10 protein-coding genes are annotated in these 15,238 nt (G+C 54.4%); 3 read left to right on the top strand and 7 right to left on the bottom strand.

Annotation, left to right across the window (positions count from 1 at the left end; translation table 11 throughout):
* Nucleotides 1-52 precede the first annotated feature (52 nt).
* A complete protein-coding gene (locus ABEV74_RS18585) occupies nucleotides 53-1,099 on the top strand; it encodes a LacI family DNA-binding transcriptional regulator (RefSeq protein ID WP_430148338.1) in 1,047 nt (348 codons plus the stop codon).
* A 127-nt stretch (nucleotides 1,100-1,226) separates the two neighbouring features.
* On the opposite strand, the gene ABEV74_RS18580 is transcribed toward ABEV74_RS18585, so the two are convergent.
* On the bottom strand, nucleotides 1,227-4,259 hold the full coding sequence (locus tag ABEV74_RS18580) for an efflux RND transporter permease subunit (RefSeq protein ID WP_430148333.1): 3,033 nt from the start codon (nucleotides 4,257-4,259) through the stop codon (nucleotides 1,227-1,229).
* A gap of 342 nt (nucleotides 4,260-4,601) precedes the next feature.
* Between ABEV74_RS18580 and ABEV74_RS18575 the strand changes: the two genes are divergently transcribed.
* Nucleotides 4,602-6,071, top strand: a complete 1,470-nt coding sequence (locus tag ABEV74_RS18575; protein WP_430148330.1) for a GGDEF domain-containing protein — start codon at nucleotides 4,602-4,604, stop codon at nucleotides 6,069-6,071.
* 72 nt (nucleotides 6,072-6,143) lie between these two features.
* Here ABEV74_RS18575 and ABEV74_RS18570 read toward each other — a convergent pair whose 3' ends face one another.
* The 6 genes from ABEV74_RS18570 to ABEV74_RS18545 all read right to left on the bottom strand — a co-directional run bounded on the left by ABEV74_RS18570 (nucleotide 6,144) and on the right by ABEV74_RS18545 (nucleotide 13,279).
* On the bottom strand, nucleotides 6,144-6,980 hold the full coding sequence (locus tag ABEV74_RS18570; protein ID WP_430148328.1) for a carbohydrate ABC transporter permease: 837 nt from the start codon (nucleotides 6,978-6,980) through the stop codon (nucleotides 6,144-6,146).
* 18 nt (nucleotides 6,981-6,998) lie between these two features.
* A complete protein-coding gene (locus tag ABEV74_RS18565) occupies nucleotides 6,999-7,847 on the bottom strand; it encodes a carbohydrate ABC transporter permease (RefSeq protein WP_062495035.1) in 849 nt (282 codons plus the stop codon).
* Between the two features lie 80 nt (nucleotides 7,848-7,927).
* The gene (locus ABEV74_RS18560) at nucleotides 7,928-9,265 is read right to left on the bottom strand and encodes an ABC transporter substrate-binding protein (RefSeq protein ID WP_430148325.1); all 1,338 of its coding nucleotides are present in this window, start codon (nucleotides 9,263-9,265) and stop codon (nucleotides 7,928-7,930) included.
* 157 nt (nucleotides 9,266-9,422) lie between these two features.
* Nucleotides 9,423-11,000, bottom strand: a complete 1,578-nt coding sequence (locus ABEV74_RS18555) for an FAD-dependent oxidoreductase (RefSeq protein ID WP_430148322.1) — start codon at nucleotides 10,998-11,000, stop codon at nucleotides 9,423-9,425.
* A gap of 16 nt (nucleotides 11,001-11,016) precedes the next feature.
* Nucleotides 11,017-11,709 (bottom strand): N-acetylmannosamine-6-phosphate 2-epimerase, encoded by a 693-nt coding sequence (locus tag ABEV74_RS18550; RefSeq protein ID WP_430148336.1) that lies wholly within the window; start codon nucleotides 11,707-11,709, stop codon nucleotides 11,017-11,019.
* 46 nt (nucleotides 11,710-11,755) lie between these two features.
* The gene (locus ABEV74_RS18545) at nucleotides 11,756-13,279 is read right to left on the bottom strand and encodes a DUF4127 family protein (protein ID WP_430148320.1); all 1,524 of its coding nucleotides are present in this window, start codon (nucleotides 13,277-13,279) and stop codon (nucleotides 11,756-11,758) included.
* Between the two features lie 310 nt (nucleotides 13,280-13,589).
* Here ABEV74_RS18545 and ABEV74_RS18540 point away from each other — a divergent pair, with 310 nt between their 5' ends.
* Nucleotides 13,590-14,450, top strand: coding sequence for a metallophosphoesterase family protein (locus ABEV74_RS18540; RefSeq protein ID WP_430148318.1), 861 nt, complete (start codon nucleotides 13,590-13,592; stop codon nucleotides 14,448-14,450).
* Nucleotides 14,451-15,238 lie beyond the last annotated feature (788 nt).

The following is a 15,238-nucleotide window of genomic DNA, read 5'->3' as shown; positions in this document are numbered from 1 at the left end:
TACTTTAATTTTCGGGATAGATTTTGAACGCAGACCGTATAGAGGTGAAATGATGGCGAAGGAAAAAGTGACGATCCAGGACATCGCCGATGCTTTAGGCATTTCCCGGAACACGGCGTCCAAGGCGCTGAACGGAAACGAAAGCATACCGGCGGAAACCCGCAACAAAGTCATCAAAAAAGCGATTGAGCTTAAATATAAGCAGTTCGCCTTCATGGACAGCGACAGCATCCTATCTAAAAGCTCGGGGAATATTGCGCTGTTGACGGAAAACTTGCCCAACACCTCCCATTTCGGTTCAGCCCTCATCAGCGGCCTGGAGAAACGAATCAGCGCCGAGGGCTACAATTTATCGATCCACATCGTCAGAGACATCGAACGAAAATCTTTGACGCTGCCGAACAATTTCAACAAATCCCACGTGGACGGCATCATCTGCATCGAGCTGTTCGATTTGGAATACAGCAAATTGATTTCAAATCTCGGGATTCCGACCATTTTTATCGATTGCTCGGCTTCGATTTGTTTTCCAGAGTTTCGTGCCGACATTCTGTTGATGGAGAACGAACACAGTACGTATGCGCTGACCAAGAAGCTGATTGACGCCGGTTACGCAAGCTTCGGGTTCGTCGGCGATTACAATCATTGCCTAAGCTTTAACGAAAGATGGGCGGGGTTCAATCGCGCGCTGGCCGAGGTCGGAATCGAACCTAATCTTTCCCAATGCATCGTAGACGAAGATCGCTTCTTCTTCTCCAAGCCTGAATGGATGGACGAACGGTTGGACGAAATGGGCGCGCTCCCTTCCGTCTTTATGTGCGCGAACGATTTTTTGGCCGTCGGATTGATGAAAGCGCTCAAGAACCGCAACCTCGCGATCCCTCAGGATATCGTCGTATGCGGCTTCGATAACGCACCTGAATCCGTCATCGTCGAACCTCAACTGACGACGGTTCATATTTACAGCAATGAAATGGGGATCAAGGCAGCGGAGATGCTGCTCTCGCGCATCGGCAACCCGAACCAACCCTATCAGATTTCCCATATCTTTACCAAACCGATCATCCGGGAAACTACGCCGAATATCGACTGGCCTTGACGCCGAGCCGCCTACTCTCAGTTTTGCTTCACGACAGCTTATTGGCCTAAAAATGAAGCGGGCTATCCCCCGGTCATCTCCATGACTTTAGGACAGCCCCTTCAAATATCCATTACAACAACGACTATTACGCGACGCTGCTCGCCTCGACGGCTACGGACTGCCGCTGCTTGCGGGAACGTTTGAAATACAGAAGCTCATACATGACGGGCACGACGACCAGTGTAAGCAGCGTCGAGCTTGCGAGACCGCCGATGACGACAACGGCCAATCCGCTGGAAATGATGCTGCCTCCGCCCAAGCCGGCAGCAAGCAGCATTAGTGCGCAGATCGTCGCGATCGCGGTCATCAGAATCGGACGAAGTCTCGTTCCGCCGGCTTCGATCAGCGCTTCCCGGATCGTCAGGCCGCGTTCGATCTGCTGCTGCACGCGTTCGACCAGCACGATCGCATTCGTGACGACGATGCCGATCAGCATCAGAAACCCGATCAGGCTGGAAATCGAGATCGGTTCTTGGGCGATCAACGTTCCGGCCAGCCCGCCGATCAGGGCGAACGGCAGCGAGAACAAAACGGCGAGCGGCGCCCTTCCTTCCCGGAACGTAACGACCATGACGATGTAAACCATGCCGATCGCTACAAGCATTGCGATCATCATATCGCTCAGCATCTGGTCGATTTCCTCGTTGCTCCCGCCTAATGTATAGGTGACGCCGTCCGGCAGTTCCAAAGCTTCCAGCTTCTCGACCAGCTCCGCATTGACTTTGCTGACGTTCTTGTCGGTAATCTTTGCGGTGACGGTGGCGTACTCGGCGCCGTTTTTCAACTGAAGATTGCTCGGGAGGTCCACCTCGCTCACGTCCGCGATATCTTTTACAGCGATTTCCGTCCCCTGCCGTGTGCGCAGCTTCAGGTTGGCGATGTCTTCGGCGGAGGCAAGAGATTCCCCGGATAGAGCCAAATACAGATCATTCGCCGACGTGCCGTCTCCAAGACGTCCGATTCTCGTTTCCGTCAAAAACGGACGAAGCATGCCGGACGCTTGTGCGACGGACAAGCCTTGCTCGGATGCGTCTTGTTGGCGCACCGCAATCGAGATGCCCTTTGTTCCGTCTTGCAGATTGCTGCTTACGTTTTCCGTGCCTTCCATTCCTTCGATGGCTTCGATCATAAGATCGGCCGCTTTGCGAATATCGTCCATGGATGGGCCCGTGACGGTAATGCTGATGCGGCCTCCGCCGCCTTCCCCGTCTTTGAACAGATTGAACTGCGTTCCTTCCGGCACCTTCACCTTATCGTTCATTTCCTCGATAAACTCGTCTATATCGGCGTCCGGTGACAACCCGATAAACCAGTCGGCATGATTGACAGCAACGCCTTGCCCGGAGGTGTCTCCCACCGTAACTTGCGAGTTCGTCACAGCGGCATGCTCCCGGATGATGGCGTCGATCCGTTCCGCTTCTTGTTTTACCGCATTCAGACTCGTCCCTTTCGGCATGCTCATCGAAGCGAAAGCATACTTGTAATCCGTTTCGGGCAAAAACGTAACGCCTATGGCACCCGTAAAGATCGGCGCAAGGCTGCCAAGGGACAACAGCGCCGCCACCGACAGCACGGCGAATTTATGCTGGAGCGACCAGTGCAACACCCGCTTATAGCCCCTGCTCAACGCAGATTCGCTCTGCTCTTTCGGACGGTGTTGTTTCATGAGCCACCATGCCGTCAGCGGAACGACCGTATAGGCGACGAGAAGCGATGCGAGCAGCGCGAACGTTACCGTAAGAGCAAACGGCCGGAAAAATTCCCCGCTCAACCCTTGAAGCAGTCCGAGCGGCGCGAATACGGCTATCGTCGTCAGCGTCGAAGAAGTGATCGCTTTGCCGACTTCTATCGTACCGTCCAGAATCATCTCTTTGGTTGCCTTTTCCTTTTGCAGGCGGCGCACGATATTCTCAATTACGACAATGCTGTCGTCAACCACTCGGCCGGTGGCGACAGCCAAGCCGCCCAGCGTCATAATGTTAAGCGTAACGTCCGTAAAATATTTGAGGCAGATGATGGCGATCATCACCGACAACGGGATCGACACGATCGCGATCAACGTCGCCCGGAAGTTCCGTAAGAAGAACAGGATCAGGATCGACGCGAACAGCGCCCCAAGCCCGCCTTCCCGCACCAACGTGTTGATCGACTCTTTGACGTCGGAAGCCCGGTCATACATAATCAGGAAATCGATATTGCTTTGTTCCTTCGCATTATCGAACACTTTCTGCACCTGGTCGGACACTTCGACCGTATTGGCGGTTCCGGTCTTGACGATATGGAGATTGATGCTCGGCTCGCCGTTGGTCATGCTGATGACACTCGCCTCTTTGCCTTGCTCGATTTGCGCGATATCGCAAAGCGTGACCCGGTTGACCGGGGATACGACCAGCTTTTTCAGATCGTCAATGGTCCGAATGTCGCCTTGCACGAACACCGGCAAATTGGAATTCTTCATCGTCACCTCGCCGAGCGGGACGCTCAGGTTGTTCGTCTGCAGCGCCATTTGCACTTCTTCGTACGTGACACCGAGTGCTGTGATGCGGGGAGCGTTAAGCCGGATATACACCCCGTCGTCCTGCAATCCGAAGGTTTGAACTTCGGCGACTCCCTCGATCCCTTGAAGTTCCGGAATGACGGAATCTTTGACGAATCGGACCAATTCCTCCGAATCATCTCCCTCTTTGGCAAAAACCGATGTGTACATGACCGGTTCGCTCGAGGTGGAGTAATACGCGACCTCGGGTTTTTCCACATCCTCCGGCAGTTGAATCCCGCCGAGCGCTTCTTCCACTTTGCTCTTTTTCTCTCTCATGTCGTCGCTGTAGCTGAATTCCAGCTGCAGGAAAGAAACGCTGTTCGCCGATTGCGAAACGATGTTTTTGACTCCTTCCACATTGCGCAACGTTTTCTCCAACGGCATTGTCACTTGACTTAGCACTTCGTTCGGAGCCGCACCAGGATAGACGGCGGTCACAAAGATTCCCGGAAACGACACGTCGGGAAGCTGCTCCTGCTTAAACTTGCCGGCCGAGTATACGCCGCCAATCGCAATGAGCAATACCAGCAGAACGATCGCTACCGGATTGCGGAGTGAAAATTGGGTAAATTGTTTCATCTCTTTACTGCCCCTTCCATGCCAATGAGGTGATTCGACAGATTGCATCCGATCGACGATTCGTGCAGCAACCTCCGATTTCGATCGATTTAATCTGCTATTCATTGTAAGTTGGCACGGAACCGGTCAAAACCATCCGCAGAATGGCATGGAACTCGGACTTTGGGCGGGGATGCGACTGTCCTAAAGTCTCATGCGAACATACAATCGCTGACAGGCTGTTGTCATGAAACTGATGCATAATGTACGTTGTGGACTGGACCGGAATTCCCGAAGTTTGAAGGATTTGGCGGAACATTGTAGAACTAAAGGCCTGTAATTGCGACAGTGAGGTGTAGCCCGTTGAACTCCCGGTTTCGATTTAAATTGTCACTGACGATGATTGTTTTTGCCGTCGCCATTTCGTTTACGATCGCCATCACCGATTATGTCAGGCTGCGCGAACAAGTTGCCGCCAACGGGCAGCTGCAGGTGCGGCATATCGAAAACGCGGCGCTCGATTCGTTAAGAACGGTGGAGAAAGCCTACGCTTTGTTCGGACAAGATATCATTGCCGAAATGAAAGAAAGCGCATCGTATCTGGCCGACAAATATATGGAGTCCCCGGCCTTTAACGAATGGGACTTTCAGCAATTGAAAGAGCAGCTCGGTTTCGATATTTACATCATCGATGAAAACCTGGTCATTACGCATAGCAGTTACCAGGAAGACATCGGCCTCAACTTTGCGAAATGCTGCCGGAAACTGGCGGCCTTGCTGGAGGAAAGAAGACAATCGGGCGGATTTTACAACGACGGACTGGATATCGAACAGTCGACGGGGCAAGTCAAAATGTACGGCTATTTGGCTACCCCCGACAAAAAGTACATCATTCAGCTGGGCCTGTCGCTTCAGGACGGGGCTATTTTTCAGGAGTTCGATTTTCTCGAGGAGATTGCCAGACGGACAGCGCAGTATCCTTCTCTTTACGAAATCAATGTTCTCAACATCGGGGGCATCTCGTTCGGCAAACCGGTCGAAATCGGAAAACTGACCGAAAAAAGGCGGCACGCTTTCGAACGGACGCTTCAAACCAAACAGACGACGGAATTCAGCGGAATATGGAACAACGAACCGGCCGTTTACCGTTACGTTTATTATGTCTCGGATTTCGACCAGGGAACAGGCAAAAATAAAGTGTTGGAAATCATATATAGCAATGCGGAATTGCAAGCGGTCCTTCAAAGCCACAAAAAAACATTTATTGTTCAATTGTTCGGGATTCTCGTCATTTCGGTCGCGCTCGCTTCGGTCATTTCGAGATGGGTCGCCAAGCCCATGTATCTGGCTTTTCACGACAGTTTGACCGGGCTTAAAAACCGGGCCGCTTTCAATGAAATGCTGCAGTCGATCCTGAAGGAAAACAAAGGAACGACCGCTTTAATGATGATCGATGTCGACAACTTCAAATGGATTAACGACTATTTGGGGCATGACGCGGGGGATCGCTTTTTGCAAAATGCGGCACAGCGCATTCTCTCGATCGTTCGGGAAGAGGATATCCCTGTCCGATGGGGCGGCGACGAATTTGTGATCATTATGCCGAACACGACGAAGCAACAAGCGGAAACCCAGGCCGGGCTGATCATCGCCGCCATTCGCGACAGCTGCGATCCGCGCGCAGAGGATCGGATAACCGTCAGTATCGGCATCGCTTTGGCCCCGGAACACGGGACCGACCCGGAGACGCTGTGCAAGCAAGCGGACATTGCCTTATATGCCGCGAAGGAACAAGGGAAAAACCGGTATCGGGTGTACTCCGCATCTATCTGATGGCCCTAAAGGCCGCATCAAACGATAAGCGCATGCCGCCTCCCGGGTGACATGCGCTCGTTTACGTTTCCATCATCCTTTGACGGCGCTGGAATACGCGCCCTGGATGAAATATTTTTGGAACAGGACGAACACGACCAAAATCGGAAGCAGCGCGATCATCGCGCCGGCCGCGACCAATCGTGTATTGGTGACGAACGTTCCTTTCAGCTTGTACAATCCGATCGTCAGCGGATAAAGCTTTTCGTTCTCGATCACGAGATACGGCCACAGGAAGTTGTTCCAGGCGCCGATAAAGCTCAATATGCCGAGGGTGGCCAGCATCGGCTTGACCATCGGGAACATGATCGACGCCCAGATGCGAAGCACGCCTGCGCCGTCGATGACGGCCGATTCTTCCAGCTCTTTCGGGATGCCGACGAACGCCTGCCGCATCAGGAAAATGCCGAAGGCCGATACCGCTCCGGGCAAAATGACGCCGGCGAATCCGCCCAGCAGTCCAAGCTTGTTCAAGATCAGGTAGATCGGAATCATGGTCACTTCGCCGGGAATCATCATCGTGGCGATAATGATGATGAAGATCAGCTGCTTCCCGCGGAAATTCATGCGCGCGAGCGGGAAAGCCGCCAGCGAGCAAAATATGAGCGGGAGAAGGACGCCGAAGAAGGACAGAATGACGCTGTTCCACATATAAAGCGGAATCGGGAGCGAGTCCCAGACCGTCATATAGTTTTCGAACGTTAAATTAACCGGAATCAGCTTCGGCGGCATCGAGAAAATCGCTTCGTTCTGCCCTTTCAGGGAAGTGGATACGGACCAGAGAAAGGGGACGATCGTGACAATGGTCATCGCAATCAGAAAAACGTAGGAAATGATCCATCTGATCAGTTTAGGTTTTGTAATATTCACGTTGTGCGCACCCTCCCCTCATTCTTTATCCAACGTCCTCTGATTCAGCATCGACAGCACGAGAATGACTGCAAACAGGAGGAACGATATCGCGGATGCGTATCCCATGTTCAGCGACGTAAACGCCTCTTCGAACACCAGATATACAACAGTCGTCGACGCGCCGATCGGGCCGCCCTGCGTCATCGTCAGCATCAACGTAAACTCTTTGAATGCGGACATCGTGGACACGACGGCGACAAAGAAAATCATCGGTCTCAGCATCGGGAACGTAATATTGAGATGCTTCCGCCAAAAACCCGCTCCGTCCAATTCCGCGGCCTCATATAAATCCGACGGAACCGACTGCAAGCCCGCCAGATAAAACAGCATGTAATAGCCGAGTCCTTGCCATACCGTTACAATGCCGAGGCTCGGCATGACAACTTTGGTACTGGTCAGCCATTTCACAGGCTCGATGCCGAGCAAGCTGAGAAAATAGTTGAAGATGCCGTCGCTCGCGAACATCCACTGCCACAGGAAAGCGGTGACGACGACCGAGACGAGAACCGGGAAGTAGAAAATGAGCCGGAACACTTTGACCCCGAGCAGCTTCTGGTTGACCAGAATGGCCAGAAATACCGGCAGCACGACCAGCGCCGGCGTAACGAGAATCCAGTAATAGAACGTGTTCTTCATCGCGTTCCAAAATTCGGAATCCCGCAGCACTGCCATATAGTTCTTCAATCCGACCCAATCCATCGGCTGAAAGACGTTATAGTTCGTAAAGCTCAAAAAAAAGGCGATGAATGCAGGTATAATACTGAACGCCATCAGAAGCAGGAGCGCCGGAGTCAGAAAAAACCATGCATGCCTAGTTTTGTACATCGGACACCTCCCGTAAATATGTTCCGTCTAGCCGCAGGAAAGAACGGCTAGACGGAGGACGTTTTGACACGTGGTTCTGATTATTTGGTAGCCAGAAGCTTGTTCACTTCGGCTTCCGCATCGTTAAGCGCTTGCTGCGGATCTTTGCCTTGTACGAGCACTTTTTGGAACTCTTCGTTCAGCACTTTGTTGATCTGCGAGATGTTCTCGACCGGCGGATACATGTTTTCCGAATACTCCAGCTGCTTGGCTGCGAGGTACAGACCTTTTTCCGCCGGATCGGTGGAGTCTGCGCCTTTCGTGAAATATTCGTCCGCCGCGGCCGATTTGACGGAAGGCAGAATCGCCACGATTTTGCTGAATGCCAGCTGATTCTCGCCATTCGTAATAAACTTCGCGAATGCTGCCGCTTCCTCTTTATGCTTGCTGCTTTCGGCAACGGCGATGTTCATGATGGCGACGTTAACTTTGCCGGATTTCCCCATAATGGCGCCCGTCGCATCGGACTTCTCGTACACTTCCGGCGACAGGTCCTTCACCTGACGGAACAGCTGCGGCCCGGTTGCCCAGAACGCGATTTTCTCTTGCGCGTACCATTCGTTCGGCTTCGCCTGGCCGAGCAGCAGTTCGTCCGGAATGAGGCCCTCGTCGTATCTTTGTTTAAACTTTTTGAGGAGCTCGAGCGCTTCCGGCGTATTGAACGCCGCTTTCGTATAGTCGTCGGATACGACCTTGATCCCTTCTTGAGGAAACGTCAGCTGGATGCCGCTCGTCGTGAAGCCGTATGCTCCCGTTTTTTCCTTGATGGCCTTGGACATTTCCCAGGCTTCTTCTTCCGTCTTCGGCGGTTCGGAGAAGCCGGCCTTCTCCAGCAGCTCTTTGTTATAGAGCGTTACGCTGTTGGACAGATACCACGGAATAGCGTAGGACACGCCTTTCAGCTCGCCGGCCGACCAGACGCCTTCGAAATACTGGTCTTTCACGTCTCCGGCCAGTTCGTCCATATTCGCGAGAGCGCCCAATCCGGCCAGCTTCTTCAAGTAGTCGGTGTTCAGGTTCATAACGTCGGCCAGACTGTTCGAAGCTGCCGCGGTGAGCGTCTTCTGTTCGACCGCGTCGTAAGGGATATCTTGCCAATTCACTTTTACACCGGGGTTCTGCGCTTCGAAATCGGCGATGACGCCGTTAATGTAATCATCGAATGTAGGGCTGAGTGAAATCGTCCAGAACGTAATTTCTTTTGTTCCTCCGCTACCTTCCGCCGCGTTGCCTTCTCCGCCCGAGGTTTGCTCGTTTCCGCTTCCGGATCCGCCCCCGTCCCCGGTGCTTCCGGTTCCGCTGCTTCCTCCGCCGCCGCAAGCGCTGACAAAGAGTGCGAGGGCCGCGATCAAAATAAATAGCTTGCTCTTCCTGACCATACCTTTTTCCCCCTTACATGTAATGTAGGATTTTTTCTCCCTAAATAAAACTTAAGATGAAAATTACCTTCACTTCTATCATATTACGATTTTCCGGTCTCGTCAATTTATTCATCGATAAAAATTTCGGAAAATTCGACATTCTCCGTACTCTTGATTATATTTCCGGCCAGTGCATCTGAATGCCCTGCTCCGCAAGCAGTTCCTGGAATTGCCGAAGATGCCGCTTGTTCTCGCGAATTTCCTTCGGGCTTACGCGATTGGAGATCGCATAGGCCGCCAGATAACCGGCTGCTTCCCCGATGTTCCATTCCGTCGGATGAAGGCGGTAACACCCGTTCGTAATCTGGGTTGTGCCGATATTTTTGCAGGCGGGCAGCAAATTGTTCAATCTAACCGGAATGAGCGCGCCCAGCGGAATTTCGTACGGATAGGTCGGGATGTAGAAACCGCGGTTCGATCGGGTCGTCGGATGCAGATCCAGATGATAACTGCCGACGCCGACGCTGTCCTCGTAACGAAGAATGCCCTTGCTTCCGCGAATTTCTTTGCTGACGTCTCCTTCGGTAATCGTGTAGACCGCCTTGATTCTGCGCGATTCCCGTATATACGGATGCTTCGCCAGCCCGTCCTCGGTCCCGAGCACGTCCGGGCGCAGCCGGATTCCCCGGTACCCTTTGCCCCCGTCCGGGCGCGGAGCTTCCGTCTGCAGCCAGTATACGAGCGAAAGGCTCAGCTGCCGGGCCGACTCGAGATGCTCGAGCCGCTCCGCCTCGGGAACGTCGATCACCGGTCCGAGAAAATAATCGTTTTGCGGCCAGTTGACCAGCGTGATGTCGCTTTCAAACAGCCCGTCCCGGAACTGAGATTTGTCGATAACTCGCCGGTACGTCCACAGCGACGGAATGTTCCTGTCATTGGGAAACAGCTCATACCGCTTGGCGACCGCCGGATCGGCCGGATCGCTGCTGATCCAGCCGAGCAGCGGATAGCGGGAGAAGCGGGGGACGAATCGGCGCCAAAAATCGTACTGTTCCGGCTTGTCGATCGTTTCCTCCCGGCCTTCTACGAAGTCCAGCGCGAAAACATGCGTAATCGCCTGCATATCGAGCGGATCGGCGGCGTCGGGCGCATGCGGCTCGCCCGTCTCGTCCCGGGCTTCGGCTCCCGTGACATATTCGGCTCCGGCAAGCGGGAGTACGTCTCCACACTCCGTCGCATCCAGAAAAAATTGCCCGGTCAGCGTTACCCGCCGGCCGTTGTCCGTATGCTCGACCGTCACCGATCGAACCTCATCATGACCGGAGGCGGCTTCTACCGGCCGGTATCGGTAAAGAACGGTGATCCGGCCGCTGCTAACATAGGGAGCGAGCATATCCTCGATCACCCGCAGCGCCGCCTTCGGTTCGTGGCACAAGCGGCTGACCCAGCCGTTCCCCGGATTCAGCTGCGGATGATGGCGCGCTTCATCCGTCAGCGGATAATGACTTGTATAGTATGCGCGCACGCGATTGCGAAATTCGCGGTAGGTGGCGGTACAGCCGAATTGCTCGATCCATTGGTGCTCATCCGGCGGAACCGCCTGACTTGTCAGTTGTCCTCCGAGCCAATCGGTTTCTTCCGTCAAGACGACGCTTCGCCCCATTTTGGCGGCTGCCAGGGCGGCCATGCAGCCGCCCGTACCGCCTCCGACGACAATGACATCGGCCGATATCCCGCAAGCGACCGTTTCCACTTTTGACCACCTCGATCTATACTGTTTCTTTCGCCAGTCTGAAGACCGACAGCTCCGCCACGTACCGCTTCGTAATTTCCTGGGGCCGGGTAATGGCCGTACCGACGACAACCGCATAAGCGCCCAGCTCCAGCATTTTCACTGCTTCCTTCGGCGACCAGATTCTTCCTTCGGCAATAACGGGAATGGATAATTGCTTGACGGCGCGTTTCACCAATTCATAATCGGGTCCGGCATTTTGCGGAGAATAGGACGTATAGCCCGACAGCGTCGTCGACACGCAGTCCACGCCTAGCGATTCGGCATATTCGGCTTCTTCCATCGTGGAAACGTCCGCCATAATCGGCTGTCCTTGCTCCTTCATGGCCGTAATCAACGATTCCAGCGTTTCCCCGTTCGGCCGGCGGCGCCGGGTCGCGTCAAGCGCCACGATATCGGCGCCTGCCGTTATCAGCTGCTCGACTTCCTTCCATGTCGGCGTTATAAAGACTTCGCTATCCGCATAATTTTGTTTTACCAAACCGATAACCGGCAAGCCGGTAACTTGTTTGATCGCGGCGACATCTTCCGCTCCATTGGCGCGGATGCCGACGGCGCCTCCTTCCTCCGCCGCCCGCGCCATCCTCGCCATAATATGCGCTCCATGCAGCGGTTCATGTTCGAGAGCCTGGCAAGAAACGACCAGTCCGTTTCGAAGCTGCTCCAACATGCTGTTCACACGAACTCACCTCCTTTTATATCGCTCGAAAAGCCGGTTAATCTGCAGCGACGACACGGGTTTTCAAACCGACTTCGAACATTCTGCCCCATGGCATATAGCAATCGTCGATCACAATGCGATAGTTGTCATCGTCAATGCGGGATTGCACAAATTTATAGAGCTCTTCCTTCACGATGCCCGACACTTGGCCGCGCTGGCCGTCGACCTTGAAATAGTCGAATCCCAGGCCGGGCAGCACCTCGTTCGTCACGTAATGGCGGACATGCGCGCAATAGCCCGCATCCTCCACAAACCGCAAGGACAGAAAATCCCGGTGCGCCGCGGTATCGCCATAAATGGCGAATATCATCCCTTGGGCGATGCAGGTTCCGAGCGAATTGGAGCTCGTATTCCAGCCTGCGTAGCCGGCCAGGCGGAACAGCAGCTTCCGGGCGCGCAGCAGCTTGAGCAAACCGAGATCCGCACCGTTCGCGAAGGCTACATCCGCCACGATGCACGGCTTGCGCAAATGACGAATCGCATAATCGGCCGTTTCGACCAGCTCCACGATGTTGCGCCCGACATGATAGCCCGGATTGGCGTCATGCTGCGCGACCGCTTCCATCATCGTTTCGCCCGGCGCATTGACGCACAGGACGAGATCCGCATCGGCAAGCGACGAAGCGACCAGCCCTCCGGCGGCAAGTATGTGATATTTCACGCTCTCGTGCAGATCGCGGTCCTCGTACAGCGGCGTCACGAACGGGCTGCGCGTCCCGGCGTAATGGACGTACACAAGCGGCTTGCGCCCGCGCATATCGTTGATCATCCGGGCCAGCAGCGTGCAGCCTACCTCGTCGGCGCCCGGATACATATAGACGCGGAGCTCCGCATCCAGCTCCGCGATCCGGTCCCGCACGAGCTGCTGATCCATCGCCGTCAGCCCGTACGGCGCGGAATCGTCCTGCGGGATGACCAGGAAGTCCACCGTTCCTTCTTGGACAAGCTGTACGGCCAGCTTGTTGACTTCCCGGTTGACGGCCCGCCGTTCCGTATAATCCTGCCAGTACTCGGGAGGCAATGAGGCTTCGATGGAACGCAATTCGGCCTGTTCTTCTTCCGTGGCCAGACCGAGCCGGAGGCGATGGCCGATATATCCCTTCAGGAAGATCTCCCGGCCCCAATCTTCGTAATAATCCGGTTCCTCGTCGCTGCTCGAATAACGCGGACAACGCATGATCAGGTTAAAGGCAAACACTTTCAACGCCGGGTTCGCTTCTTTCAATTTACGCAAATTTCGCAGCCGCTGACCGCATTGTTCGACCGTAAACGTGTGCAGCCGGGACGGAAGAATCCCCCCGTAAACAAGGGTATCCAAAGACAGAATCGCGCCGTCCGCATCTTTGGCTTGTTCCAGAAGCCAGGCCCATAACCGTTCCACATCGCCCGGCGTCTTCTTCTTCCCCATCAGATCGGGCTCGGGCCTTACAACGTCGATATCCGTACCTTGCGCCAGGGCGGCCGGAAATTCATAGTTGCAAGGGCGTTCGTCCAAAGGGATATACACGATCTTCTTCATTGGCCACTCTCCTCGTTTCATGCGCTGATCATTGCTCCTGCTCTCTTATTCTATCACAATCGGAAAAATTGATCCACTTTATTATATTTCTATGAAAAAAAATTCTTTTTATGCCTGTTTCCCGCCCAAATCGACAAAATCGTTTACGCCCGCAAACGGATATTCTATGATAGAGAGAACTTGAATGTACTTGATCGCTTAATGCGGATAGAGGGGATCTGCACCTTGAATGCACTTGATCATTTGATGCGGATGGCGGGAATCTGCACCGTCGGATCTTGATACGATGCGGCAAAACGGAGGGGTTGCTATGGCTCGTTTTTTGTTTATAACGGACACCCATTTAGGAGTCGAACAAGTCGGATTTCACCAGCAGCCGGCATATCCGGACAAAATTCGCGAACTTCTGGATTGCCTCGTCCGCGAGGAGATCGAACGGGGCGGCATCGACTTCTTGCTGCACGGAGGAGACATGGTCGACAGGTGCGAACCCGATATTGTGCGGGGAGCGGCAGAAGTGTTCCGTCTTCCCGTGCCGGTCTATCTTTCCGTCGGGAATCACGACCTGACCCGTCGCGATGCGCTCGATATTTGGCTTTCGGAAGCGCCCGGATTTTTTAACGGCCGCTCCCCTCAATATGCGGTCCGTTGCGGCGATTGCGTCATACATATCGTCCCGAACCAATGGGAAGCGGATGCCCTGTACTATTGGCATGAAGCGCAGGTGCCCTATTTCGCCGAGGATCAGATCGGGCGGTTGGAAGCGGCGGTGTCGCAGCATCCCGACTGCGTGCACCTGCTGTCGATCCACAATCCGATTTTTGGGGTTTCACCTGAACAAAGCGGTCTTGCCGGGATCGTTCACGCCGTTCCGGACGCTTTCCGGGAAACCGTCACCGGTCTCGTCCGAAAACATCCGAACATCAAAGGCGTGCTGTCGGGGCATAACCATGTCAATACGCTCGTTCGCGACGGAGAAGCCATTTATGCAAGCGGCAGTTCGTTCGTGGAGACGCCGTTCGAATATAAAGTGGTTGAGGTAACGAAGCATTCGCTGCGGATCGAAACGCGGAACGCCAAATCCGCGCTCCGTTTCGCGCCCTCCTATAATCCGAGCCGCGCGTTCGTACAGGGGCGCCCGCAGGACCGGGAGGCGGAATTGCGGTTTTGAGGCGGCGCCTGCGGCGTGCGGCTTAGCGTAGCTGCAGGGCCTTATTCGCTTGAGGCGGCGCCTTCGACGCACGGCTTAGCGCACCTGCAGGGCCTTTCGCCTGAGGCGGCGCCTTCGGCGCACGCTAAGCGCACTTGCAGGGCTCTATCGCCTCGCTGACCTGCTCTCGCGGCCTATAGCGTACCAGCAGGGGCTTACTCGCTAGCGACCCCCGCCGTGCAACTGATTCGCACCTGCAGGCTCTATTCCTGCTAACACGGTCAATCGCGCATCTCCAGTGCTCTATCGCCTCGCCGACCTGCTCCTGCGGCCTATTGCGCACATGGGCTCAATCGCCTCGCACCTGCTACCGCGTCCGTGAACGTCGAAGAGCCCCCGCCTAGCGGCGGGAGCAGACTTCGACTATACTGTTGCCAGCTTTTCTTCGCCCGGCATTCGGCCGAAAGCGAGTTCGACCAAGGTATGAACGGTTCGAGCGCTTCGGCGTCCAGCGGAGGGGATAAGCCCATGTTCGTTCGCACAGACGGAACGTTATTCTCAGACGCCACGTTATTCGCAGACGGAACGTTATTCTCAAACGGCACATTGTTTCTCAGACACAGCGTTACTCTCAGACAGGACGTTACTCTCAGACAGGACGTTACTCTCAGACGCCACGTTATTCGCAGACAGCACGTTACTCTCAGACACAGCGTTACTCTCAGACAGGACATTACTCTCAGACGTCACGTTATTCGCAGACAGCACGTTATTCCAAAGGTGGAACATTACTCTAGCTATGATGAACG

The sequence above is a fragment of the Paenibacillus cisolokensis genome (genome assembly GCF_050481165.1).
Lineage (GTDB): Bacteria > Bacillota > Bacilli > Paenibacillales > Paenibacillaceae > Paenibacillus_AH > Paenibacillus_AH cisolokensis.
Note: the sequence above shows the minus strand (reverse complement) of the source record. Positions and strands in the feature narration are given on the sequence as shown.

Excerpts from the sequence above, each read along its gene's own strand:
- ABEV74_RS18585 (WP_430148338.1), top strand. The coding sequence starts at position 53 with ATGGCGAAGGAAAAAGTGACGATCCAGGACATCGCCGATGCTTTAGGC.
- ABEV74_RS18580 (WP_430148333.1), bottom strand. The coding sequence starts at position 4,259 with ATGAAACAATTTACCCAATTTTCACTCCGCAATCCGGTAGCGATCGTT.
- ABEV74_RS18565 (WP_062495035.1), bottom strand. The coding sequence starts at position 7,847 with ATGTACAAAACTAGGCATGCATGGTTTTTTCTGACTCCGGCGCTCCTG.
- ABEV74_RS18560 (WP_430148325.1), bottom strand. The coding sequence starts at position 9,265 with ATGGTCAGGAAGAGCAAGCTATTTATTTTGATCGCGGCCCTCGCACTC.
- ABEV74_RS18550 (WP_430148336.1), bottom strand. The coding sequence starts at position 11,709 with ATGTTGGAGCAGCTTCGAAACGGACTGGTCGTTTCTTGCCAGGCTCTC.
- ABEV74_RS18545 (WP_430148320.1), bottom strand. The coding sequence starts at position 13,279 with ATGAAGAAGATCGTGTATATCCCTTTGGACGAACGCCCTTGCAACTAT.
- ABEV74_RS18540 (WP_430148318.1), top strand. The coding sequence starts at position 13,590 with ATGGCTCGTTTTTTGTTTATAACGGACACCCATTTAGGAGTCGAACAA.